Here is a 23659-nt window from a genome sequence, read left to right on the forward strand (position 1 = left end):
TATACTACTTAGGCAAGATCTCAAGTAATTCTTCAAAGGTTTTATACCCCATGATGGGCATGAAACTTCGAGGTGAAAAATTCTTCTCACCAATAAGCATTGCCGGCAACCCCTGAAAGCCATACGTTTTAAACTCTTGCTCATCGGCCATGACATGCTTAGTCAATTCACCATTATCGAGTGCTTGCCTCAGCTGCAAGATGTCTATTCCTGTTTGAGAGGCAATCTTCATCACTACTTCTTCACTGCTGATATCAAGCCCACTCAGAAAGAATGCATCAAATAAAGCTCTGGCTAATTTTAAAGATAAGCCCTGAGAATTAGCGAAGTAAACACTCTCTTGTGCAAGCCAGGTATAGGTTAGAAATTTTGGTGTTAGAAGCTTAAGATTCTCTTGCATGACAATGGGCTCAGACTTAGCAGCCTCAAGATTATCTATATAGGATTGTGGGGGAGAGATATTGCCCTCAACTGGGGTTAATTCAAATGCTCTCCATACTATCTCTAGTCTGTCTTGATACTTTATTTGGAGCTTTTCAAGAACTATAGTCTGAAAGTAACTATATGGACATTCAAAGTCAGCCCAGATCTGAATCTGAATCATTACTTCTCCACCTCGTTTAGTTAACTACCAACATCATATTCTTTAAATCTGCCTAGCCAATAAAACAGCTACTGCCGATCCACCCCCCACTAAAGCATACCAAAGCTTTAGAGTTAAGGGCCTAGGGCTCACAACTTTTGATCTTGCTTCATTTTTATGATTTATTTCGTCGGCTTGGCAACGTATGAGGAGCTTAAGCAAATCATAATGACTACCATTTTTTTGTAGATATTCAATCTGTTGCTGATAATGTTGTTCTACAAATGTCTCAACAGCATCAATCGTTGCATAAACTGCTTTTCTTCCAAATAGCGCTGGTATCGCCCCAGTTAACCATCCCGCAATGCGCCAAGGACCCAGCAAACAACTTCGATGCTTGGCCTCGAAAATAGACTCTATTAACTGTAAATGCTCAGCCTCAGTGGCTCCATGATGCTTGGCAAAACTGATGAGCTCCTGATCTTTACGTAATTTTGCAATGGCAATAATGCCTTTATAGATATAGATAGCACCCGTTTCGCCAGCATGATCTGAGCGCAACTCACGTTCCAAATAGACGGAATAAGCATTGCTACGCTCGATTACACCCCTCATCTGAGATAAGCCCGGATGTAACTTATAACTTCATCATAAAACTGTCGCATCTTTTTCATCAATCTCATTTTATTATTGAAGGTAATTACTAAAATCAAATATAGAGTTGGGCCCGAGCTTTTCTGCTTTTTGTAACTCGGCTTTTGTAATCAGAACGCTTTGAGTATCCCATTTACCCTTTTTGGAGATTTCTTGTAATTGATACTTTTGCGAGTCCCAGGCTGGAATGATCTCAATTTGAAAGGGGCTTGTTCTCGCATGTTTTGAAGATGATGCTACGGCAATCTTAGATAGACAATCACGCATATAAGATTCAAATGATTCTACGATCTCCTTAGCAAAATCTGCGATAACTACTTTTCTGGATCTAGAGTGATTGACTGCTAAAAATACATCTTTCATCGTCATACTTTGTGGGTCTTTAGCTAAGTAGTATCCGCCCCTTCGTCCTTTGGCAGCTCGTATTAAATAAGCAGACTTGAGTGCGGATAGCACTATCTCCATACGACTTAAAGAAAGGTGCTGACGTTTAGCGATATCAATTGCTCTAACCGGAACACCAAAGCGTGAATAGGCGGTGATATCAATCAAGGTATTGATAGTTTGCTCAAGCGACCTATTGATGTACTTCAGCATGACACTTTCCTTTTATTAACGACACGATAGAAATGACTTAAAAAGAAGTCGCCCGAAGGCGACTGAAGGACCTTAAATACGGGTCGGGAGACAGCTTGATTCTGAACCTATTAGGGTTATTACGTATAAAACTACTAATAGAGGGGTTTTTGCTGCCCTGCAATCTATGATCTTAAAGCGCATACTAATTAAGTAGTAACCCTAGTATTTCTAACCAAAGGAGCCTTAAATGAGACAGTTCAAACAGTTTCTGAGTAATTTGGTCATAGTTTTAGTCGAGGCTCGCAAGGCTTACTTCAGGCGCCATATCAATCATCTTTTAGGCTCATGAGTTACGTTCAACAAAAATCATATGAAATTAACCGTTTTTCGTTACAAAGTCTGGGATCCCCAGGATGACAATGAAGCACAGATGCCTCCTTACTACGCTATCCGGGAATATATCGAAAACTTAGAAGGAGCCTCTGTCATCGAAGATGACTTTTTGGAGGTTGATGAGTCAGACCTTGATGTTTATGGAAGAATCTCTACCACTTAGATTAAATGAAAAGGAAGCGCACAATGTCAATATTTCGTACTGCTTTATCGTTAGCTTTTTTGTTAGTAATATCCCATCAGTCTTTTGCTCAAGCAATTTCAAAAGACTTTCAAAAGAATTGCGCAACTGAGCAAGTGGCTGAGCATAAAGATCTTAAGGGTAAAACTCTGAGTGCAGAAGACTTTGCTGCCTACTGTACTTGTCAGGCCGAGTTCATCAATAAAAATGCCACCAATGGACAAGTCAATGAGTTAGTGATGAACCCAAAGGCTAAGCCTGAGTGGTTAAAGACAATTGAGTTGAAAGCAATGAAATCCTGTCTCTCGGTCGACTCAAAGATGAGTACTTAACAACCCAACTAAGTTGTCAGGGATGATGCTTCAACGATACCCAGCCCTACAAGGGTAGTATTTTTAATGAATCAAAACTGTCGTTTACTGTACATTCAAATAGACTACTAAGTGATTCTTACAAAAGTACATACGGGCTGAGCACAATAAGCCAAAGGCTTATATGATGAGATCTCATATTTTTAATGAAGAAAACCCCGCTTGTATTTCACTAAGTACATTTTCTCTTTTTTGATTAAGCTCAGCTTATGTTTTGGTATAACCATTAGCTGCTTTGTATCAGCTCAGTCTACAGAAAAAATTACCGCAGTTGGATCAAAGCGGTTTACAGAAAGCTATGTACTTGGAGAGCTTGTTAATCTCACATTACATGATGCTGGATTAAAAGCTATACATCGCCAAGGTCTTGGTAATACTGCTATTGTTATTCAAGCGCTTAAAACTGGTCAAATTGATGTGTATCCAGAGTACACCGGCACTATTCTGCGAGAAATACTCAAGCGCCCAGAAACCGAAGCCTCAATAGATGACCTTAATGCCTGGCTCAAGCCTATGGGATTAAAAGTAGCGATACCACTTGGCTTTAACAACACTTATGCACTTGCTATGAGACCAGAACAAGCGAGTAAGCTAGGTATAAAACGAATTGGTGATATCGCAAATCTATCAACCGAGCAGCAATCCACACTTCGAATTGCCTTATCTCCAGAATTTAAAACCAGGAATGATGGTTGGTCTGCGCTTATTCAGGTTTACGCCCTCAAAATAAAATCCAAAAAAGTACTGGAGCATGGCCTAGCATATGATGCTCTTGTTCGTGGCGATGTCGATATTGTGGATGCATACTCGACTGATGCATCAATTACGAAAAATAATCTGACCTTATTAGAGGATGACAGAAAATCATTTCCTCGCTACGATGCAATCCTATTAATGCGCTCTGATTTTGATGAGAAGCCTCTACAAAAATTAGCGGGAGCATTAAATGAAGTAACAATGGCAAAACTTAATAATGAGGCTGAGTCTGGCATTAGCTTTGAAATGATTGCTCGTGGATTTTTGAATAAATCCACTAATGATCAATCAAGTCCTACAAAGATCTCAAGGTTTTTTAATTTACTTTTTGGCCCAGATTTTCTTACCGCACTCCGAGATCATGTTCTGTTGGTTACAATTTCCTCAACAATGGCTCTTCTCGTTGGAATTCCTCTTGGAGTTGTTGCATACCGTCGACCTCGATTTTCGACTTGGATCCTAGGGACTGTTGGTGTTTTACAAACGATACCCTCTCTTGCATTACTAACTATTTTGATTGCTGTATTAGATCAAATAGGGACCATACCAGCCGTTTTGGCTTTATTTATTTATGGCCTTCTACCAATTGTGAGTGCTACCCACATTGGCTTAATGGAGGTTCCAAGCACTTTAAAAGAAGCAGCCTTGGCTCTTGGTTGTAATGAGCGGAAATTATTGCTTTCTATTGAGCTACCGTATGCTAAGCCAATCATTATGACTGGCTTAGCATCAGCTACTGTGATTGGCGTCGGCACCTGCACTCTTGCAGCATTAGTAGGTGCGGGTGGCTTCGGCGACCGTATAGTGGCTGGGCTTGCCGTGAATGATCAAGCTCTAATGCTTTCTGGTGCCATACCAGCCGCCATTCTTGCCCTGCTTGCGCAAGCTGTCTTTACGCCTAAGCGCAAAGCTGTAAAGAACTAGCAATTGATTGCCTAAGCTTTATGCAAAAAAAAGAAAAAATGCTTAATCATCCGATATCAATATCAATTCACTTCCTCCGCTAATTAATTATGAGTTATCAACTGGTTTGGTTTAAGCGTGATTTTCGCTGTGAGGACCACACCGCGCTTGTCGAGGCTGCAAAGTTAGGCCCCATTCGCTGCATTTACGTGCTTGAGCCAACACTTTGGACGCAGCCAGATGTGGCTCTCCAACATTTTGAATTCATTCGAGAGTGTCTTCAAGATCTAGATGCCCAACTCCATTTACTTGGTGGCACTTTAGAGATTTATGAAGGTGAAGTTACTGAAGTACTGAGTAAAATTTGGCAAGCCAGCCCTTTTCAAGGTTTGCATTCACATCAAGAAACTGGCAATGGATTTACGTATTCCAGAGATCAAAGGGTTGGTAAATGGTGTCAGTCTCGCGGCATTCATTGGGGTGAATATGCCCAGTTTGGAGTTACTAGGGGACTAAAAAATCGTGATGAATGGCATGCTCATTGGCAAAAACACATGGAAATGCCTTTGTATGAACTTCCACCTATTCAATTTTGGAAAGCCCCGGTTTCCAGCGCGCCAGTAGCGAACTCTAGCGCTCATTATCTGACGCCGTCTACGATACAGGCACCTGCGCACCTGAGACATAATCCACCGTTAAGACAACACGGTGGAAGATCGGTTGCACTTAAAACACTGAACAGTTTTTTGAAGCAGCGCAGTATGTGGTACCGAGGTGGGATTTCATCACCTCTATCAGCCCCAGATGCATGCTCTCGATTATCTGTGTATCTAACTTATGGGTGTCTTAGTATCAGGGAAGTAGTGCAAGCAACCAATCAAGAACTGCTTCAAATGTCGCCAGATACCAGCAGAAGAAAGTCAGGTTTAACTGCTTTTATGAGTCGCTTGTATTGGCATTGTCATTTTATTCAAAAGCTCGAAAGCGAGCCTGAAATCGAGTGGCGAAATATGCACCGTGGATATGATGCATTACGCGAGAATGAATTCAATGACTATTACTTCAATGCCTTAAAGGATGGTAAGACGGGTTGGCCTATGGTGGACGCCTGCGTCGTCATGCTACGTGAAACGGGATGGCTTAATTTTAGAATGCGCGCAATGCTGGTTTCAGTTGCAACTTATCCACTTTGGTTGCACTGGAAACCAGTAGGAGATTGGTTAGCCACCCAATTTTTAGACTACGAGCCCGGAATCCACTGGAGTCAACTACAAATGCAATCCGGCACGACCGGGATCAACGTGACACGTGTTTATAACCCGATCAAGCAAGCGCAAGATCATGATCAAAAAGGCTTTTTTGTTAGAAAATGGCTTCCCCATATGCGTCAAGTACCAGATACTTGGCTTTTTGAGCCTTGGAATATGCCTCAAGAAGTACAAAACAGCATTGGTATTGAGGTTGGTAGAGACATTCCCCAACCATTAGTAGATATTGCTTTTGCCACAAAGATATCTAAAGATCGCTTGCATGCTAGACGCAACCTATCGGAGGTTCGGGCTGGGAAAAAATCAGTTGTCGATAAACATGCTTCTCGCGCAAGCAGGGACTTACGAAAAAAATCTACGGCTAAAACTATAGAGGCCAGCCCACAGCTTACCCTTGAGCTTTAGCCAACCTCGCCCAACAACTCAACCTGACCCTAACGAGGCAAGCTCTTATTTCGGCGGCCTATGCATTGCGCAGATTTTATTGCCGGCAGGATCTCTAAGCCAAGCAATATAAACAGTACCAGCCACGCCCTCTCGATAACCTGGATCCCCCTCACAGGAAGTCCCTCCATGAGCAACACCGATAGCATGAAATGCATCTACATCAGCGATTGATTTAGCAATAAAGCCGATTGTGCCGCCATTAGCATGAGTGGCTTTATTTCCATTAATAGGCTTTGTAATAGCAAAGACTCCGCCAGGGCCGCGATAAAAGTATTTGTCATGACTAAAGCTCCCGGCTTTGATACCCAAAGCTCCTAGAGCAGCATCATAGAAGCCTCTTGAAACTTCTAAATCATTTGCGCCCAACATAATGTGACTAAACATGATTTTTCCTATAAAGTTAATTAAATACAGAAATGCTTCTCAAGACTCTATCGGCTCTTCAGATAGATTTATAGATACACGCGTGAGCGTATTGCGAATAAATTGTTTTTCATAATGTCGATTACGCCTTGATTTCTTGGCTAATGAGCGTTGACCCCTGCGCTTGTCAGTAACAATATTACTTAATTGACTGAGATCATCTAACTCTCGTATCTGACTTGGCGAATTTCGGAGCGGCATTGCTAATAGCTTTTGATTTAGTAATATTGGTATTGAGTTTGGTGTAAGCGTTAATTAAATGCATTAACTCATATAAATGGATTTTATGCTCCCTGTGCCAGCTTTTTAAAGCCTAAATTGATGCCTTAACTGTCGGAAAGACTAAAAACAAGGTATTTAGGTCTCTGTTGAGGATAGGGGCGATGATTCTGCACATTCTCATATCAACACCTAAAATATCTAATGAACTTTTTTTATATAAGCGCCTTGCTCCTGACCTTGGTGACCTCCTCGGTGCAAGCGGCAGAAATTTATATTACTGACCCTGAGCACACGTTTGTTAGCTTTAGCTACAAGCATTTAGCTTACTCGATTCAAACTAGTCGTTTTGATAAGGTGAACGGAACTATTACACTCAATGATCAAATGGATGGGGGTACCATAGATGTTGACATTGAGACTGGCTCAATTAGCACAGGCTCCGATACCTTTAATAAGTTACTTAGAAGCGAAGATTACTTTAATTCTGAAAAATTTCCTGTAGCCAAATTCACTTCTGATAAGGTTACATTCAATAATCAGGCTATTACATTGCTCACTGGTGAGCTGACCATTAAAGACATTACCAAGCCTATTAATATTGAAGTAAGTAACTTTGCTTGCAGTCGTAACTTTATTACTTTGAAATATATGTGTGGCGCCAACGCAAGCGCGAAGTTGAGTCGTTCAGAATTTAATCTAGGAAAATATGTGCCATTTGTTGGCGATGAGATCAGCTTAAATATAGTGATTGAAGCATCAAGAGAATAGCCTTAATTACACTGGTATCACCAATAGAGTCTGCAAGCAATAAGGTTTTATTTGAGCGCCAAACCCAACATAACCATATAAAAATTAAAGCCCTCACTATTTCTGATGAGGGCTTTAATCATTCCAATAGGTCTGGGCTTGGGTTGAATTTCTCATGCCGTTTAAACCCGCTCAGAAAATATCAGCTTAAAAATGGTTTTCAATCAACATTTCTGACTTAGGGATAAATCCAGGCTTAGGCCATGCTGGTTTAATGCCCTTACCAACGACCAACATTGCAGCAATGGCATAGTCTTTAGGCAAATGAATCAATTCGGCGACTTTATCAAAATCAAAGCCGACCATTGGGCATGAGTCATAACCCATCGCTTTGGCTGAGAGCATCATCGTTTGCAGCATGATGCCAGCTGAACGCATTGATTCATCTCTTTGTAATTGCTCTTTTCCAGCATAAAAAGGATGAATCCAAGGAACTAAGATATCTTGAGCTTCTTTGGGTGCATTTACCCAATATCGGGCAGGATCTTTTTCCCAAGCCTTGATATCCACAGTTACTACAAATAATAGAGATCCATCAGTAACTTGAGCCTGATCATGGGCAGCTTCTCGTAATTTTGCCCTTAAAGCCTTGTCTGTAACATTCACTAAACGCCAATGTTGGATATTGAATGAGGATGGCGCCTGCATAGCAAGGTCAAGCAACTGCTCTGTCTCTTGCTTAGTAAATTCATGGATTGGGTCAAAATACTTAACGGCCCTACGTTCGCGGATTGCATCAAATGTATTCATTAACTTCCTCAGTGAGATTCAAGCTCTGATAATACGGCAATATTCAAAAGACAAAACCCTCACCATTGCTGATGAGGGTTTGCTTTTCTGGTGGGCCCACCAGGACTTGAACCTGGGACCAAAGGATTAGATATTTTTTAATAAATTCGAATTAATTGGTATTTAGATTTAAAACAGCTTTATGCGTAAATTAATCAAAAGTTACTAGCCAATAAGCGCTATATTGGACAGGTATGCACAGACAAAAAACTTACACTAAATCCGATTTAGCCAGAATTGCCGTTATTGTTATGAGAGAAAAGGGGCTTGAGCCTGATTTTCCAAAAGAAGCTCAAGACCAATTACAGGCGCTCAATCTTCCTGGCGAAGATACTGATCCCAGTATTCGGGATCTGACTCATCTTTTATGGTGTTCGCTAGATAACGATGATTCTCAAGACTTAGACCAGCTAACTGCCTGCTCTCCCATGGAGAATGGAAGTCATAAGATTTACATAGCGATTGCTGATGTAGATTCTCTGATAAAAAAGGACTCGCCCATTGATCAGCATGCCAAGCTCAATACGGCATCCGTTTATACCTCAGCGCGAATCTTTCCAATGCTGCCTGAGAAGCTTTCTACTAATCTGAGCTCCTTAAATTTCAACCAAAGCAGGTTGGCTTTAGTTACCGAAATTATCATTAGCAATAATGGAGAAATTCAAGGCTCCACTATTTACCGAGCAAAAGTACTCAATAAGGCAAAACTTGCTTATGACGCAGTTTCAAGATGGATTGAGGGCAAAGGGGCAATACCTTCAGGCATTAGCTCGGTTCTGGGAATGGATTTACAAATTAAAACCCAAGATCATGTTGCTCAGAAATTGAGAATGCGACGTCATCAGGCGGGATCACTGCAGCTTGAAATCTTTCAACCAAAAGCTGTCTTTGAGGGCGAGCAAATTATTGGCATTGCCGAGCAAGAGCATAACCGGGGCAGACAGCTTATTGAAGAGTTCATGATTGCAACGAATGAATCAACTGCTCATTTTTTGCTCAAGAAAGGAATACCCTCCTTGCGAAGAGTAGTTCGCAGTCCGGATCGTTGGTTAAGGCTTATCGAACTAGCAAAGAAATATGGAGAAAATTTACCTAATGAGCCTGACTCTAAAGCGTTGTCACAATTTTTGGCTAAACGCAATGAGGCTGACCCATTACGGTTTCCAGACCTCTCATTAGTTGTTGTCAAGCTCATGGGACCAGGGGAATATGTTTTAGAAAGGCCCGGGTCTGAACCTATAGGGCACTTTGGTCTAGCGGTACAAGACTATATGCACTCTACCGCACCAAATCGTCGCTATCCAGACTTAATCACCTTGAGAATGGTTAAAAATGCCATCAAGGATGACGTAAATGCATATGAAACAACTGAGCTTTACGCTTTAGCAGCACACTGCACCACCCAAGAAGATGCGATTCGCAAAGTTGAGCGTAGGATGAGAAAGTCAGAAGCTGCACTATTTCTTGAACCCTATATAGGCAAAGAATTTGACGGGATTATCACTGGCATTACACCAAACTATGGCTGGGTCAGAATCTTTAATCCACCTGCAGAGGGGATGCTTTTAAAGCTTCCGCGAGACGCCGCTATTAGCAACAAGATTCGCGTACAACTTGTTTCAACCGATGTTGAGATGGGGCATATTAATTTTATGCGTAGCAACTAAAAGCCAGCAATTTAAATGACTCCCCATTTTTTAATAAACCAGGTCTTCACTAGCTGAGTGAGCAATAAATAACTTGGCAATAAAAAGGCCAAGCCATACCAATAATCCCTGGAAAGTGGCGCCATTTGAAATCCTTCACCAACCGCAGTAAATGGGAGCACCACTCCTACAGCACAGATTATTAAAGTAGTTACCATCAATGGAATACTTGGAATACTATCTTTAAAGGGCATTTTGCCGGTTCTAATTACATATACGATTAGCGTTTGAGATAGTAAGGACTCGACAAACCAACCCGTCTGAAATATTGGTGATAACTCTAGCGTATTTTCTTTCAAATAAAACCATAAAAAACCAAACGTTAAATAATCAAAAATCGAACTGATAGGTCCTATGCAAAAAATAAACCGGGCCAAGCCCTTTACATCCCATCCGCGAGGACCCTGAAGATACTCTGGATCCACGGAATCTGTAGGGACCGCGGTTTGCGAAAAGTCATACAACAAGTTATTCAATAAAATTTGTATTGGCGCCATCGGCAAAAATGGTAATAAAGCACTGGCACCCAGCATACTAAACATATTGCCGAAGTTTGAACTTGCGGACATTTTGAGGTACTTCATGATGTTTCCGAATACCCGCCGACCCTCAATAACGCCATCGTATAAAACCAATAAGCTTTTTTCAAGCAAGATAATGTCAGCAGATTCCTTTGCAATATCAACAGCAGAATCAACCGAGATACTGACATCCGCAGACTTTAGGCCCGGTCCATCATTAATGCCATCCCCCAGGTAACCCACCACATGTCCTTGATTTTGGAGTAATCGAATGACCCTAGCTTTTTGAGCAGGTGTCATTTTTGCAAATATCTTCGTTTGCTTTAATTTATTCGTTAATTCATCATCAGAAAGACTTTCAATCTCAGACCCCAATAGCACTTGATCTATAGATAACCCAACCTCATGACAAACCTTGCGGGTAATTAACTCGTTATCACCCGTTAAAATTTTGACCTCGATACCACATGCCTGTAGGGATGCAATTGCAGGCTTTGCCGATTCTTTTGGGGGGTCTAAAAAGGCGATGAACCCCATCAAAATAAGCCCCGATTCATCAGCCACACTATATGTCTGATGGCTGGTTGTCTCTTTTTTTATCGCCACCGCAATGACCCGAAAACCATCGTTGTTTAAATCAGCGACGACTTGCATCATCTGAGCTTGATTATCTGCATTCAGTGTAATTAACTCTTTTCCTGCCTGCGCCCAAGAACATTGAGCCACCATTTCTTCAACGGCACCCTTGCAAATCAGAATATCTTCCCGATCATTTTTCCGCAAGACAACTGACATACGACGCCTTTGGAAATCAAATGGAATTTCATCAATTTTTTGATAGGCATCAGAGGAATGAAGTTTTTCGTGAACGCTTTGATGCTTGAGAACAGCTTCATCAAGTAGATTTCGCATTCCAGCTTGGTAATGACTATTGAGGTATGCATATTCAAGCACTCCTGCATCATTATTGCCTAATACATCAATATGCTTTTCAAGAATAATTTCATCTTGCGTCAGAGTTCCAGTCTTATCAGTACAGAGGATATTCATAGCACCCAAGCTTTGCACAGCCGTCAGCCGTTTCACGATCACTCGCTTTTTAGATAGGGCAATAGCTCCTTTTGCCAAGTTGATAGTAACCAGCATGGGTAACATTTCAGGCGCTAGGCCGACCCCTACGGCAATTGCAAATAGTGCCGCCTCAAGCCAATCCCCTTTAATCAGCCCGTTGATTAAAAATACAGCAGGCACCATTGCCGCCATCAAACGTAGCATTAGCCAAGTAAAGCGACTAATTCCTTGATCAAAGCTTGACGTCTTTATCTGCTCAGTAGTTTGTATTGCCACTTGCCCAAAAAAACTAGCATCTCCCGTTTTGAGAACTAGCGCTGAGCCTATTCCTGAGACTACATGACTACCCATAAAAGCTAAATTGACCCAATCAAATGAAGAGGCAGGTTCTTTGCTTAGTAAGACATGAGATTTTTCAGTTGGCATCGACTCCCCAGTAATGGATGCCTGATTAATAAATAAATCTTTACTGCTAATAATGCGCACATCTGCGGGGATGAGATCACCGACTGATAGACGCACAATATCGCCCGGCACTATCTCACTTAAATCAACGGTGCATTCGATGCCCGAACGAAATACCTCTACCCTTGTATTAACCAAAGACTTGAGTTTCTTTGCAGCCTTATTAGATTTGTACTCCTGGGTAAATGTGAGAGTTGCCGATAAAAAGACCATCAGCGCAATCATGACGGCCCCCCTATCCTCACCAGTCAGATAGGAGACAAGTGATAGGCCTATTAACAAAAGAGATAGTGGTGATGTAAATAACTTTAAAAACCGCAGCAAGGGGTTGATCTCTGGCTCCAAATTAAAGGTATTGGGTCCATAGATCTGAAAATTTGCCCTCCACTGCTTCGCTGATAACCCAGTAGAAGAAGATTGGAAATCATGAAAAAGTAACCCTAAATCAGTAGAGGCAAGCTTTTTTATTTCCTCTAATTTAGTGGAGTCATTATTCATCAGGCTATTCTAAGCGTTACCTTAAGTAACACTTAGAAGACAAAACCCCCACCATTTCTGATGAGGGTTTGCTTTTCTGGTGGGCCCACCAGGACTTGAACCTGGGACCAAAGGATTATGAGTCCTCTGCTCTAACCAACTGAGCTATAGGCCCGTTAGTCTTTGGATCAATCTTCTTCGAGGAAGGTCTTGAGTTTGTCGCTACGGCTTGGATGGCGCATTTTGCGGAGGGCCTTAGCTTCAATTTGACGGATACGCTCACGAGTAACGTCAAATTGTTTGCCAACCTCTTCAAGAGTGTGATCAGTGCTCATCTCAACACCAAAGCGCATACGCAATACTTTTGCTTCGCGTGGCGTCAATGAATCGAGAACATCTTTCACAACATCGCGCATAGAGTCATGCAATGCAGCTTCTGCTGGGGCCAAGGTATTGCCGTCTTCAATGAAGTCGCCCAAATGAGAATCTTCATCATCACCAATTGGTGTCTCCATGGAGATAGGCTCTTTAGCAATCTTCATGATCTTACGGATCTTGTCTTCAGGAATCTCCATCTTCAGTGCCAAGGTTGCAGCATCTGGCTCATGACCAGTCTCTTGCAAAATTTGACGGCTGATACGGTTCATCTTGTTGATCGTCTCAATCATGTGAACTGGGATACGGATCGTACGTGCTTGGTCCGCAATCGAACGGGTAATCGCCTGACGAATCCACCATGTTGCATAGGTAGAGAACTTATAACCACGACGGTATTCAAACTTATCTACCGCCTTCATCAAGCCAATGTTGCCTTCTTGAATCAAATCCAAGAACTGCAAGCCACGGTTGGTGTATTTCTTAGCAATCGAGATTACCAAACGTAAGTTGGCTACAGTCATCTCACGTTTTGCTTCGCGGGCACGCTTCTCGCCAGCGATCATTTGCTTATTAACTTCTTTTAATTCTGGCAACGGAATCACAACATTCTTCTGAATATCGATCAACTTCTGTTGCAGTTCTTGAATAGCTGGAACGTTACGCTGCAAGAGTGCGCTGTATGGCTTGTTCTCTTTGAGCAACTTCTCGGTCCAAGTCAAATTCATGGACATCTTAGGGAAATCTTTTAATACTTCACCACGATTAACACCCACTTTGTCTACTAACAAGCTTACGATGCCACGCTCAAGCTTCCATACTTGGTCTACTTGTGAACGCATGGTGTCGCATAACTTCTCAACACTCTTCGCTGTTAAGCGGAAACCAAGTAATTCAGCGCGAATTGCATCTTGCGCCTTCACGTATGCTGGACAGTTGTAACCATCTTTATCAAATGCGCGGCGCATCTTGTCAGCTTGTGTGCGAACGATTGCAAACTTCTCTAAAGAGATTTGCTTTAATTCCTCCAATTGCTTAGCGTTTGCTGTTGCAGCACCGCCACCGCCACCGCCGCCTTCATCTTCTTCGCCGCCTTCTTCACCTTCTTCAGCGTCCGGATCGACTTCTGGCTCTTCAGGTCCGAGCTTAATATCTTCTGCATTTGGATCAACCAAACCATCCACAAACTGGTCAATCTCCATCTCGCCACTAGCGATCTTGTCAACGTTGCTCAGAATCTCAGCAATCGTTACAGGGCAAGCAGCCAAAGCCATCACCATGTCTTTGAGACCAGCTTCAATCTTCTTCGCAATCACGATCTCGCCTTCGCGAGTCAACAAGTCAACCGTACCCATTTCACGCATATACATACGTACTGGATCGGTGGTGCGTCCGAATTCTGAATCAACAGTAGATAAAGCCGCTTCAGCTTCTTCTTCAGCTTCTTCTTCAGAAGCTGCAGCAGCTGTATTGTCAGAAAGGATTAATGTTTCTGCGTCTGGGGCTTGTTCGTAAACAGTAATACCGATGTCATTGAGCAAGCTAATCAACGTTTCTAATGCATCCGCATCGGACAACTCGTCAGACATCACGTCATTCATCTCGCCATGGGTTAAGTAACCCTTGGACATACCCATCTTGATCAAAGTCTTCAAGCGAGCGCGGCGTAACTCTTGCTGCTCTTCAGTACCCAACTGTTGTGCTGCAAATTCTTTTAAGAGCGCTTTCTCTTTCGCCTTACGCTCACGCGCTTTTTGACGATCCGTTAATACTGGTTCAGCAGGTGCATCCGCTTTTGCTTTGCGGCCGCGCTTCTTCTCTTCCTCAACTACTACAGGCGCCTCTAGTTCTGCTGTCTTAGCTTTCTTGCCTTTGACTTCTTTTGCATCTTTAGTTTCTTTTGCTGCTTTTGTTTCTTTAACTGGCTCAGCCTTAGGTGCTGCTACTGCTTTACCTTTTTTAGCTGGCTCAACCTTGACTTCTGCTTTGGCAGATTTCGCGGGAGCTTTTACAACTGGTTTTGCTGCAGCCTTTACAGGTTTTGCTGGTGCTTTTGCAACAGCCTTAACTGGTTTGGCTGGCGCCTTAACAACTACTTTTACTGGCTTAGCAGGAGCTTTCGCTTTAGCTGCAGGTTTTGCAGCAGCCTTTACTGGCTTAGCAGGTGTTTTTGCTTTTGGAGCTGGCTTAGCTGGCGCCTTTGCTTTGGCTGCAGGTTTAGCGGCTGGTTTTGCAGCCGCTTTTACTGGCTTAGCAGGTGTTTTTGCTTTGGCAGCAGGTTTAGCTGCAGCTTTTACTGGCTTAGCAGGTGTTTTCGCTTTGGCAGCAGGTTTAGCTGCAGCCTTTACTGGCTTAGCAGGTGTTTTTGCTTTTGGAGCTGGTTTTTTGGTCTTGGTATTCGGCATTTATTAGCACTTACTCACATTACTGTTGTTGATATCGACTGATGAAACACAGCCCCGCGTTACTCAATTACCCACTTACCCCAAATTTCATCAAAATAAAGCGCAAGTGGCTGAATTAAATCGGTTTTTTCTTGGGAACAGAGGATTATAGTCGATTGCGACTTTTTGACACCCTTCTTACCTAAAAATATGGGGTAATTTCAGAGGATTTCTAGGGGTGTTTTCAGAAATTCTTAGGAGAATTTCAGCTTTTCGCCCAATTCCCGATATCGAGCCCGGTCCTGCTCGGTGGCAGTGCTTCCAGCGATCTTTTGGGCAATTTCCGTCATTTCTTGCTTGAGGTGGGTTAATTCTAGTTTTTTGAATGCCCCATCTAAGTCTGCGGCGGCGCCATCGAGCTCCAAATCAGAGCCCATCACACGATTCCTGAGAACTTCATACAAAGGAGCTAGTTCGCTACGAGACAGCTGATCTTGGAACATCGCAAATGCTCCAGCACCTGCGGTAGCCGGTTTATTACCTTCGCCTGGAATCAACTCAACCAAGTCACACTGCGCCAAAAGATCTTTCATCAAAGCATGGGCTTTTTCAGATCTTTGTTCTGCAGCCTTTAATGCAAGCGCGCGCTTGTTCTCATCAAGCGCCTTTCCTAAATGCGGAAACTGAATAATCACACGCAACATCTGTTCTGCCAAATCGGTTGGCGCTTTAGGTGGCTCAATGTTTTGACTCGCAACGCGTTTTGCAGAACCTTTGGATGCTTGCCAAGGTGCACCTTGACGATTGCCATTACCTGAAAAGGTGTTCTGACTATTTTGATTGCCTTGAGTACCTGAAGTTCTGGCCTGCATCGGCTGATAAGTGGTTTGACGCACAGGTGCAGGCGCGACTGTTAAACCACAAAATGCTTCAAGCTCGGCTGGGGTGGTGTTCGTGCGAATGGCCAACTCACGCAAGATTTGGGTGCGCAGCGCAATCGGTGGCATCGAGAGTAAGAGGGGTTTAGCAGCATGGTGTGTATGGGCCCTACCCTCCGGAGTGGTTAACTCATGGTCCTCGCTCACCACCTTAAAGAAGAAGCTGGAGATAGACATGGCTTCTTTAATAACCTTCTCGAAAGCTGGTGCTCCATAAGCGCGCACATAACTATCTGGGTCATGCTCTGTCGGCAAAAATAAGAAACGAATTTCTTTATCGTCCGACATGAGAGGCAAGCATGCTTCCAGCGCGCGCTGTGCAGCACGCTGACCAGCAGAGTCACCGTCAAATGAGAAGACGACTTTGTCAGTCTGACGCAAGAGCATGCGTACATGGTTTGCAGTACAGGCCGTGCCTAATGTTGCAACGGCATTTGGAAATCCCAATTGCGCTAATGCGACTACATCCATATAACCTTCGCAGACAAGAACATATTCTTGCGAACGAATCGCTTGCCTTGCTTCAAACAAACCATAGAGCGTATTGCCCTTAGAAAAGAGTGGCGTCTCTGGAGAATTTAAATATTTTGGCTCGCCTTGATCCAAGATGCGCCCACCAAAGCCAATCGTTTGGCCTTTAGGATTGCGAATCGGGAACATGATGCGATTACGGAAACGGTCATAGCGTTTTACATTTGCGCCTTCGGATTGCTCACCCTGAATTAGTAAGCCGCCTTCTAACAATGTCTTGGCAACCTCATCATTGGAATAAGTTCCAAAGACCGCCTCTAGGCCCTGCCAACCATCAGGCGCATAACCCAAGGCATAGCGTTTGGCGATCTCACCAGTAAGACCGCGACCTTTGAGGTATTCGACAGCTCGGGTGTTGCCCTTGAGTTGCTGGCGATACCAATCTGCCGCAGAGCTCATCACCTCACTCAGTGCCATAGCTTGCTGCTGACGCGCGACGTCATTTGCTGTGCGTTCTTCGCGAGGCACATCTAAACCAGCAGAGCGTGCCAAGTCTTCAATGGCATCAACATAACCAAGGCCGGAATACTCCATTAAAAAGCTAATGGCAGATCCGTGCGCGCCACAACCAAAGCAGTGATAAAACTGTTTGGTGGGCGATACTGAAAATGAAGGAGACTTCTCAGAATGAAAGGGGCACAAACCCTGAAAGTTCGCGCCCGCTTTTTTTAGTTTTACGTGCTGCCCAACCACATCAACGATGTCTACCCGATTTAAAAGATCGGCAATAAAGGATTGTGGGATGAGTGCCATAAGGCGAGTATGAAACTGTTTCTCTTATTTAGATACTTACTTGGCAAGTGCGGCTTTTACCAAACCAGAAACTTTGCCCATATCTGCTTTGCCCGCTAATTGCCCTTTGAGAACGCCAATCACTTTACCCATATCCTGAGGGCCAGCAGCACCTGTAGAAGCAACAGCAGCCACTACTGCAGCCTCCACTTCAGCGTCAGATAACTGCGCAGGCAAGTAGGTCTGCAAGATCACCATCTCGGCAGCTTCAATCGCAACCAAATCATCGCGCCCAGCTTTTTCAAACTGAGAGATGGAGTCTTTACGTTGCTTAATCATTTTCTCAACGGTAGCAATCACACCAGCATCATCGACTACGATACGCTCATCGACTTCACGTTGCTTAATCGCCGCCAACAAAAGACGAATGGTTCCTAGGCGCTCAACTTCTTTTGCGCGCATAGCGTTTTTCATATCTTCAGTAATTTGATCTTTTAGACTCATGGCTTTATTCCTGATGTTGAATGTATCTAGCGATTAAAAAGCAAAAACCCGCTGCGTTTCACCGTCAGCGGGTTTCAAAGCTTCTCGGTGAAGAGAGCTTTTAAATTCTATTAGTAAAGCTTCTTAGGCAACATTTGGCTGCGAATACGCTTGTAATGGCGCTTAGCAGCTGCAGCCTTCTTACGCTTACGCTCAGCCGTTGGCTTCTCGTAGAACTCGCGTGCACGCAAGTCTGTCAAAAGGCCATTCTTTTCAATGGTGCGCTTGAAACGGCGCAATGCCACTTCAAATGGTTCGTTTTCGCGGAGGCGGACTGTAGTCATACTTATTTAACTCGTATATGCTCGATAAATATCGAAAAATTAACTGAATTGCGATTCTAGCACGACCAAGCGAAAAAATGATTGTTTTAGGAATAGAAACTTCTTGTGACGAGACTGGGGTGGCTTTATACAACACCACTCCTTGGGAAGAGGGTAAACCGGCCTTCCAGGGCATACTGGGCCAGGGTTTGCACTCTCAGATCGCCATGCACCGGGACTATGGGGGCGTCGTCCCAGAATTAGCCTCACGCGACCATATTCGCCGTGTTTTACCCCTTTTAGACCAATCTTTAGCCCAATCTGGGCTCAAATTGACCGATATTGATGCCGTGGCCTTCACCCAAGGCCCAGGACTGGCTGGCGCCCTCCTGGTGGGCAGTGCTTTTGCCAAATCTCTTGCTCAAGGGCTTAATTTGCCCTCAATTGGGGTTCATCACCTAGAGGGACACCTACTTTCTCCGCTTTTGGGTCAAACAGCCCCTCAATTTCCGTTTATTGCCCTTCTGGTATCTGGCGGCCATACCCAACTAATGAAAGTCTCCGGCATTGGGCAATATGAGCTTCTGGGTGAAACCTTAGATGACGCAGCAGGCGAAGCTTTTGACAAGACAGCCAAATTACTCGGGCTCGACTACCCCGGCGGTGCTGCGATTTCTAAATTAGCTGAGCAAGGACGCTCCGGTATTTTTGACTTACCAAAACCGATGTTGCATTCGGGTGATTTGGATTTTTCTTTTTCCGGATTAAAGACTGCCGTCCTCAATCAAGTTAAAAAGTTTGAGGATAAAAAGATTGTCGCCACATCTGAAGTGACGCAGTTTCATGCGGACCTCGCTAGATCTTTTGTCGATGCGATTGTTGCAGTGTTGGTGAGTAAATCTGAAAAAGCGCTCAAGCAAACAGGTTGCAAACATTTGGTGCTAGCAGGTGGCGTAGGCGCTAATTTACAACTGCGTAGTGCATTAAATGAAAAAGCTGCGCGAAATGGTTTTGAAGTGCACTACCCGCCACTAGAGTTATGTACCGATAACGGCGTGATGATTGCATTTGCTGGAGCACTACGAATGCTAGTAAAAAATAATGGCTCCACAACATCTGGAGCCTTTGATATCAAACCCCGTTGGGATTTGCAAAGCAATAACTTAATTTAAGAACTGCATTTAAGTATTTAGCTTACTAGTTGGTCAATTATTTCTGATGGCTGATGCGGGCAAATGCACTGTGATTGTGGATAGACTCAAAGTTCTCAGCCTCAACTACAAACGACTGGATGCGCTGATCAGCCTTGAGGTTGCCAGCTACATCACGCACTAAGTCTTCTACGAATTTAGGGTTGCTGTAAGAACGCTCGGTAACCCACTTCTCGTCGGGACGCTTGAGCAAACCCCACAATTCACTAGATGCTTCGCTCTCTGCAGCGGTAACCAAATCTTCTACTGTCATTTTTGTTTCAGTGTCGAGCACTACAGACATCGTCACATGTGAACGCTGATTATGAGCGCCAAAATCAGAAATCTCTTTTGAACAAGGGCACAGACTCATCACCGGAACTTGCGCACGCAAACCCAATTCCACATCAGCATTGCCAGTGGTATTTTGTTTGGCAGTGGCCATCCAAGTCACTTCGTAATCCATTAAGCTTTCTACACCAGATACTGGCGCTGCTTTTTTTACAAAGTGAGTGTAAGTAAACTGCACATGCCCTTCTTTAGCATCAAGTAATGGCAACATCTCACGAACCATCGCCACCACTGAAGTGCTATCAACTGCGATATCTTGTTTTTGCAACAAAGCCATAAAGCGCGACATATGCGTGCCCTTCACATGCGCAGGCAAAGCAACATCCATTTCAAAAGTACCAACGGATGGAAAGTTCCCAGTCTTGCTGCGAATCGTCAGTGGATGACGCACGCCACGAATTCCCACCTGCTCAATTGGCAAAGCGCGCTCATCCAAAGTGGATTGCACGTCAGGCATTGCGCTAGGCTTCAAAAAAGCGGGGTTCATGTCATTCATGGCTCTATTTTCAGGCAAAACAGGCTTATTTGCCTACAAGCTCAGAATTTTGGGTCAATATTGCTGGAAAACGTTGTTTGATGGAGCTAGTAATACCCTCCACATCTAGGCCGCACTTGGTCATCAGCAAGCTGTAGTCGCCATGCTCAATAAATTCATCAGGAAGACCTAATTGCAAGAGGGGCTTATTTATTCCGAGATTTGATAGCGCTTCCAAGCAAGCGCCGCCAGCGCCGCCAGCAATTGCGCCATCTTCAATGGTCACAAAATAATCATGATCGGACGCCAAGGATTTAATCAAATCCACATCCAGTGGTTTCACAAAACGCATGTTGGCAACTGTGGCATTAATGCCCTCTGCCACTTCCAGCGCAGGATAGAGCAAAGTTCCAAATGCCAAAATCGCTACACGTTGACCGGATGGTGCAGTAGATTTACGACGAACCTCGCCTTTACCTAATGGCAAAGTGCGCAATTCTTTTGAAGGTACTGCGCCAACACCAGCACCACGTGGGTAGCGAACTGCGCTCGGATGCGGCTGATGGAATGCAGTGGTTAATAAATCACGACATTCCGCCTCATCTGCTGGAGTCAACACCAACATATTGGGAATGCAACGTAAGAATGGAATGTCGTATGCGCCAGCATGGGTAGCGCCATCAGCACCCACCAAGCCTGCGCGGTCAAGCGCAAACAGCACTGGCAAATCTTGTAATGCGACATCGTGAATGAGTTGATCGTAGGCGCGCTGCAAGAATGTTGAATAGATTGCCACAACTGGCTTCATGCCCTCACAAGCCATACCCGCCGCAAAAGTTACCGCATGCTGCTCAGCAATACCGACGTCGTAATAACGCTTTGGGAAATTCTTTTCAAACTCAACTAAGCCAGAACCTTCGCGCATCGCCGGAGTAATGCCAACCAATAATGGATCAGCGTGCGCCATATCGCATAACCAATCACCAAATACCTGAGTAAAGGTTTTCTTGCTGGCTGCAGGTTTCTTAACACCCTCTTCTGGGTTGAACTTACTTGGACCGTGATACAGCACTGGATCTGCCTCAGCCAATTCATAGCCCTGGCCTTTTTTAGTCACTACATGCAAGAACTGTGGGCCGCGACCCTCTAAGGCCAAACGACGGACGTTCTGCAGCATTGGAATCAAGGCATCTAAATCATGGCCGTCAATCGGGCCAAAGTAATTGAAGCCGAACTCTTGAAAGATGGTAGATGGAGACACCATGCCTTTGGCATGATCCTCAAGGCGTTTAGCGAACTCACGTAGTGGTGGCGCAATGGATAAAACACTATCAATACCTTTTTTAGTCGCCGAGTAAATATTGCCGCTCAGTAGTCTAGCTAGATGGCGATTAAGCGCGCCCACTGCTGGAGAGATTGACATATCGTTGTCATTCAAAATCACCACGAGCGGTAAGTCGTCATACACACCAGCATTGTTCATTGCTTCGAAAGCCATGCCGCCGGTCATCGCGCTATCGCCAATCACAGCTACAGCAACATGTCGTTCGCCCTTGGTTTGGAATGCACGCGCCATACCCATTGCGGCCGAGATACTGGTAGATGAGTGGCCAGTTCCAAATGCATCAAATTCACTTTCAGTGCGATGCGGAAATCCGGAGAGGCCTTTGTACTGACGCAAGGTATTCATGCGCTCACGACGACCCGTCAAAATCTTGTGCGGATAGCTTTGATGGCCCACATCCCAAACAATACGATCTGCAGGCGTATCGAAAACATAATGTAAAGCAATCGATAACTCTACCGTTCCCAAATTGGAGGATAGATGCCCGCCTGTTTTAGAAACGGAATCTAAAACAAACTCACGCAATTCATCCGCCAAAGCAGGAAGCTCTTCGCGTGAGAGTTTTTTGAGATCGTCAGGTGAGTTAATGGAATGTAAAGTCATTGAATCTAAATAATCCGTACTAATGCATTTCTCTTGTTGCCCTCTTATTTGCCTCGATTGACAACCAAGAGAGCCAAATCTTTTAATGCCTGCGCTGATGCGCCAAAACTATCTAAGCTGGCGATAGCTACCTCTTGTAGCTCTTTAGCCTGCTTCTGCGCATAGTCTAAACCCATCAAGGTTACATAGGTGGGCTTATTGGCAGCAGCGTCCTTGCCAGCGGTCTTGCCCAATGTTTGGCTATCCGCAGTGGCATCCAACACATCATCCACAATCTGAAATGCCAATCCAAGAGCTTTTGCGTAGTTTGCGAGATGAGCCATTTGAGCAGGACTGAGATATACACAAATACCCCCCAATTCCACGGCACATGACAACAAAGCACCTGTCTTCATGGCATGCATTTGCTTTAAGCCTGGAAGATCTAGCTTTTTACCAACGCTCTCTAAATCAATTGCCTGGCCACCAGCCATACCGCGCGATCCCGAGGCAGCAGCTAAAGCAGCAATCATTTTGATTTTTATCTGCGCATTACAGTTGGCATTAGCCAGAATTTCAAAAGCACGGGTTTGCAATGCATCTCCGACCAATAGGGCTGTTGCCTCATCAAACGCTTTGTGAACTGTTGGACGACCACGACGCAAATCATCATCATCCATGCAAGGCAAGTCATCATGCACCAAGGAGTAAGCATGAATACATTCAATCGCAACCGCGGCAGCATCCAATGATTCTTCTCTAACGTCGTCCGCCTTATCACCCAGTTGACCTGCTGCATAAACCAACAGTGGTCTTATGCGTTTACCTCCGCCCTGCGCTGCATAGCGCATTGCCTCATGCAAGCGATGAGGAATAGTTTGAGCAGAATCAAGTAAGCGATCTAAGGCCAACTCAGTTCGCTTAGATTGCGAACTAACCCACTCTTGAAATTGAAATGAGGTATTCATTAAGCCTCGAATACGCGAACCTGCTGCTCAACTTGAGCCAACATGCCCTGACAGTGTTTTAACAAAGCTGCGCCACGTTGATATGCCAGAAGGGTTTCTTCTAGGGAAAATTTTCCAGATTCCATGTCAGAAATGAGCTTTTCCAACTCCTTAACAGCTTGTTCGTAGCGCAAATCTGGGTCAATTTGGACCTCTAGACCGGATTTTGGACTCTCAGACTTCTTGGTTGCCATAAGCTTAATTCCTTCGTATTTCCCACACGGATAGCCCTACATATTAAAGCGAGAAGCCCTTTGGATGGGTATAATCCACCCCTTCCTTTCCAATATCGATCCGTCGATGGTTGGATTGGTTATTCCGCTTAGC

At 44.2% G+C, this 23659-nt stretch carries 21 protein-coding genes and 1 tRNA gene; 7 read left to right on the forward strand and 15 right to left on the reverse strand.

Going from position 1 to position 23659, the window contains the following annotated elements; translation table 11 throughout:
- Positions 1–4: 4 nt before the first annotated feature.
- From ICN19_RS06405 to ICN19_RS06415, 3 genes are all read right to left on the reverse strand, one after another.
- Positions 5–604, reverse strand: a complete 600-nt coding sequence (locus ICN19_RS06405; RefSeq protein ID WP_216246310.1) for a DsbA family protein — start codon at positions 602–604, stop codon at positions 5–7.
- Between the two features lie 42 nt (positions 605–646).
- Entirely contained in the window at positions 647–1198 is a 552-nt protein-coding gene (locus tag ICN19_RS06410; protein ID WP_255536958.1) for a demethoxyubiquinone hydroxylase family protein, read from the reverse strand.
- 72 nt (positions 1199–1270) lie between these two features.
- Positions 1271–1834, reverse strand: a complete 564-nt coding sequence (locus ICN19_RS06415; RefSeq protein ID WP_216246312.1) for an Rrf2 family transcriptional regulator — start codon at positions 1832–1834, stop codon at positions 1271–1273.
- A gap of 352 nt (positions 1835–2186) precedes the next feature.
- Here ICN19_RS06415 and ICN19_RS06420 point away from each other — a divergent pair, with 352 nt between their 5' ends.
- The 4 genes from ICN19_RS06420 (at position 2187) to ICN19_RS06435 (ending at position 6093) form a co-directional block, all read left to right on the forward strand.
- On the forward strand, positions 2187–2372 hold the full coding sequence (locus ICN19_RS06420) for a hypothetical protein (RefSeq protein WP_068949277.1): 186 nt from the start codon (positions 2187–2189) through the stop codon (positions 2370–2372).
- 23 nt (positions 2373–2395) lie between these two features.
- The gene (locus ICN19_RS06425) at positions 2396–2722 is read left to right on the forward strand and encodes a hypothetical protein (protein WP_216246313.1); all 327 of its coding nucleotides are present in this window, start codon (positions 2396–2398) and stop codon (positions 2720–2722) included.
- Positions 2723–2953: 231 nt separating this feature from the next.
- A complete protein-coding gene (locus ICN19_RS06430; RefSeq protein WP_216860647.1) occupies positions 2954–4441 on the forward strand; it encodes a glycine betaine ABC transporter substrate-binding protein in 1488 nt (495 codons plus the stop codon).
- A gap of 89 nt (positions 4442–4530) precedes the next feature.
- Positions 4531–6093 carry a cryptochrome/deoxyribodipyrimidine photo-lyase family protein gene (locus ICN19_RS06435; protein WP_216246315.1) on the forward strand — a complete coding sequence of 521 codons (1563 nt, stop codon included), beginning with the start codon at positions 4531–4533 and terminating at the stop codon, positions 6091–6093.
- 45 nt (positions 6094–6138) lie between these two features.
- Here ICN19_RS06435 and ICN19_RS06440 read toward each other — a convergent pair whose 3' ends face one another.
- Positions 6139–6519: a VOC family protein gene (locus ICN19_RS06440; protein ID WP_216246317.1), complete on the reverse strand. Its 381-nt coding sequence runs from the start codon at positions 6517–6519 to the stop codon at positions 6139–6141.
- 462 nt (positions 6520–6981) lie between these two features.
- Here ICN19_RS06440 and ICN19_RS06445 point away from each other — a divergent pair, with 462 nt between their 5' ends.
- Positions 6982–7548, forward strand: coding sequence for a YceI family protein (locus tag ICN19_RS06445; RefSeq protein WP_216246319.1), 567 nt, complete (start codon positions 6982–6984; stop codon positions 7546–7548).
- Between the two features lie 186 nt (positions 7549–7734).
- Here ICN19_RS06445 and ICN19_RS06450 read toward each other — a convergent pair whose 3' ends face one another.
- Positions 7735–8337, reverse strand: a complete 603-nt coding sequence (locus ICN19_RS06450; RefSeq protein ID WP_216246321.1) for a nitroreductase family protein — start codon at positions 8335–8337, stop codon at positions 7735–7737.
- Between the two features lie 233 nt (positions 8338–8570).
- On the opposite strand from ICN19_RS06450, the gene ICN19_RS06455 reads away from it, so the two are divergent.
- A complete protein-coding gene (locus tag ICN19_RS06455) occupies positions 8571–10043 on the forward strand; it encodes an RNB domain-containing ribonuclease (RefSeq protein WP_216246324.1) in 1473 nt (490 codons plus the stop codon).
- Between the two features lie 11 nt (positions 10044–10054).
- Here the strand turns inward: ICN19_RS06455 and mgtA are convergent, their stop codons facing one another.
- The 6 genes from mgtA to rpsU form a co-directional block, all read right to left on the reverse strand.
- Positions 10055–12637 (reverse strand): magnesium-translocating P-type ATPase, encoded by a 2583-nt coding sequence (gene mgtA, locus ICN19_RS06460; protein WP_216246326.1) that lies wholly within the window; start codon positions 12635–12637, stop codon positions 10055–10057.
- A 77-nt stretch (positions 12638–12714) separates the two neighbouring features.
- Positions 12715–12791: transfer RNA gene (locus tag ICN19_RS06465), tRNA-Ile, on the reverse strand.
- Between the two features lie 13 nt (positions 12792–12804).
- Complete coding sequence (rpoD, locus tag ICN19_RS06470; protein ID WP_216246328.1) at positions 12805–15396, reverse strand: RNA polymerase sigma factor RpoD; 2592 nt, start codon at positions 15394–15396, stop codon at positions 12805–12807.
- A gap of 233 nt (positions 15397–15629) precedes the next feature.
- Positions 15630–17597 (reverse strand): DNA primase, encoded by a 1968-nt coding sequence (gene dnaG / locus ICN19_RS06475; protein WP_216246329.1) that lies wholly within the window; start codon positions 17595–17597, stop codon positions 15630–15632.
- Positions 17598–17633: 36 nt separating this feature from the next.
- Entirely contained in the window at positions 17634–18080 is a 447-nt protein-coding gene (locus ICN19_RS06480) for a GatB/YqeY domain-containing protein (protein WP_216246331.1), read from the reverse strand.
- Between the two features lie 110 nt (positions 18081–18190).
- Positions 18191–18403, reverse strand: coding sequence for a 30S ribosomal protein S21 (gene rpsU / locus ICN19_RS06485; RefSeq protein ID WP_011903537.1), 213 nt, complete (start codon positions 18401–18403; stop codon positions 18191–18193).
- A 77-nt stretch (positions 18404–18480) separates the two neighbouring features.
- Here rpsU and tsaD point away from each other — a divergent pair, with 77 nt between their 5' ends.
- Complete coding sequence (gene tsaD / locus ICN19_RS06490; RefSeq protein WP_216246333.1) at positions 18481–19554, forward strand: tRNA (adenosine(37)-N6)-threonylcarbamoyltransferase complex transferase subunit TsaD; 1074 nt, start codon at positions 18481–18483, stop codon at positions 19552–19554.
- A 37-nt stretch (positions 19555–19591) separates the two neighbouring features.
- Here the strand turns inward: tsaD and folE2 are convergent, their stop codons facing one another.
- From folE2 to xseB, 4 genes are read right to left on the reverse strand one after another with little or no spacing between them, the layout of a single operon-like run.
- Entirely contained in the window at positions 19592–20419 is an 828-nt protein-coding gene (gene folE2 / locus ICN19_RS06495) for a GTP cyclohydrolase FolE2 (RefSeq protein ID WP_216246335.1), read from the reverse strand.
- A gap of 25 nt (positions 20420–20444) precedes the next feature.
- A complete protein-coding gene (gene dxs / locus ICN19_RS06500) occupies positions 20445–22346 on the reverse strand; it encodes a 1-deoxy-D-xylulose-5-phosphate synthase (protein WP_216246337.1) in 1902 nt (633 codons plus the stop codon).
- Between the two features lie 44 nt (positions 22347–22390).
- Complete coding sequence (locus ICN19_RS06505; RefSeq protein WP_216246339.1) at positions 22391–23293, reverse strand: polyprenyl synthetase family protein; 903 nt, start codon at positions 23291–23293, stop codon at positions 22391–22393.
- Positions 23293–23526, reverse strand: coding sequence for an exodeoxyribonuclease VII small subunit (xseB, locus tag ICN19_RS06510; RefSeq protein WP_216246341.1), 234 nt, complete (start codon positions 23524–23526; stop codon positions 23293–23295). The genes ICN19_RS06505 and xseB overlap by 1 nt, the downstream gene beginning before the upstream one ends.
- Positions 23527–23659 lie beyond the last annotated feature (133 nt).

This window comes from Polynucleobacter sp. AP-Capit-er-40B-B4 (assembly GCF_018882245.1).
In the GTDB taxonomy this organism is placed as follows: Bacteria; Pseudomonadota; Gammaproteobacteria; order Burkholderiales; family Burkholderiaceae; genus Polynucleobacter.

What these genes read in the sequence shown, in the direction of transcription:
- ICN19_RS06445 (WP_216246319.1), top strand. Translation starts at nt 6,982, where the DNA reads ATGAACTTTTTTTATATAAGCGCCTTGCTCCTGACCTTGGTGACCTCC.
- rpoD (WP_216246328.1), bottom strand. Translation starts at nt 15,396, where the DNA reads ATGCCGAATACCAAGACCAAAAAACCAGCTCCAAAAGCAAAAACACCT.
- ICN19_RS06440 (WP_216246317.1), bottom strand. Translation starts at nt 6,519, where the DNA reads ATGTTTAGTCACATTATGTTGGGCGCAAATGATTTAGAAGTTTCAAGA.
- ICN19_RS06505 (WP_216246339.1), bottom strand. Translation starts at nt 23,293, where the DNA reads ATGAATACCTCATTTCAATTTCAAGAGTGGGTTAGTTCGCAATCTAAG.
- rpsU (WP_011903537.1), bottom strand. Translation starts at nt 18,403, where the DNA reads ATGACTACAGTCCGCCTCCGCGAAAACGAACCATTTGAAGTGGCATTG.
- xseB (WP_216246341.1), bottom strand. Translation starts at nt 23,526, where the DNA reads ATGGCAACCAAGAAGTCTGAGAGTCCAAAATCCGGTCTAGAGGTCCAA.
- ICN19_RS06455 (WP_216246324.1), top strand. Translation starts at nt 8,571, where the DNA reads ATGCACAGACAAAAAACTTACACTAAATCCGATTTAGCCAGAATTGCC.
- dnaG (WP_216246329.1), bottom strand. Translation starts at nt 17,597, where the DNA reads ATGGCACTCATCCCACAATCCTTTATTGCCGATCTTTTAAATCGGGTA.
- folE2 (WP_216246335.1), bottom strand. Translation starts at nt 20,419, where the DNA reads ATGAATGACATGAACCCCGCTTTTTTGAAGCCTAGCGCAATGCCTGAC.
- ICN19_RS06450 (WP_216246321.1), bottom strand. Translation starts at nt 8,337, where the DNA reads ATGAATACATTTGATGCAATCCGCGAACGTAGGGCCGTTAAGTATTTT.
- ICN19_RS06415 (WP_216246312.1), bottom strand. Translation starts at nt 1,834, where the DNA reads ATGCTGAAGTACATCAATAGGTCGCTTGAGCAAACTATCAATACCTTG.
- tsaD (WP_216246333.1), top strand. Translation starts at nt 18,481, where the DNA reads ATGATTGTTTTAGGAATAGAAACTTCTTGTGACGAGACTGGGGTGGCT.
- dxs (WP_216246337.1), bottom strand. Translation starts at nt 22,346, where the DNA reads ATGACTTTACATTCCATTAACTCACCTGACGATCTCAAAAAACTCTCA.
- ICN19_RS06420 (WP_068949277.1), top strand. Translation starts at nt 2,187, where the DNA reads ATGAAATTAACCGTTTTTCGTTACAAAGTCTGGGATCCCCAGGATGAC.
- ICN19_RS06480 (WP_216246331.1), bottom strand. Translation starts at nt 18,080, where the DNA reads ATGAGTCTAAAAGATCAAATTACTGAAGATATGAAAAACGCTATGCGC.
- ICN19_RS06425 (WP_216246313.1), top strand. Translation starts at nt 2,396, where the DNA reads ATGTCAATATTTCGTACTGCTTTATCGTTAGCTTTTTTGTTAGTAATA.
- ICN19_RS06405 (WP_216246310.1), bottom strand. Translation starts at nt 604, where the DNA reads ATGATTCAGATTCAGATCTGGGCTGACTTTGAATGTCCATATAGTTAC.
- ICN19_RS06435 (WP_216246315.1), top strand. Translation starts at nt 4,531, where the DNA reads ATGAGTTATCAACTGGTTTGGTTTAAGCGTGATTTTCGCTGTGAGGAC.
- ICN19_RS06410 (WP_255536958.1), bottom strand. Translation starts at nt 1,198, where the DNA reads ATGAGGGGTGTAATCGAGCGTAGCAATGCTTATTCCGTCTATTTGGAA.
- mgtA (WP_216246326.1), bottom strand. Translation starts at nt 12,637, where the DNA reads ATGAATAATGACTCCACTAAATTAGAGGAAATAAAAAAGCTTGCCTCT.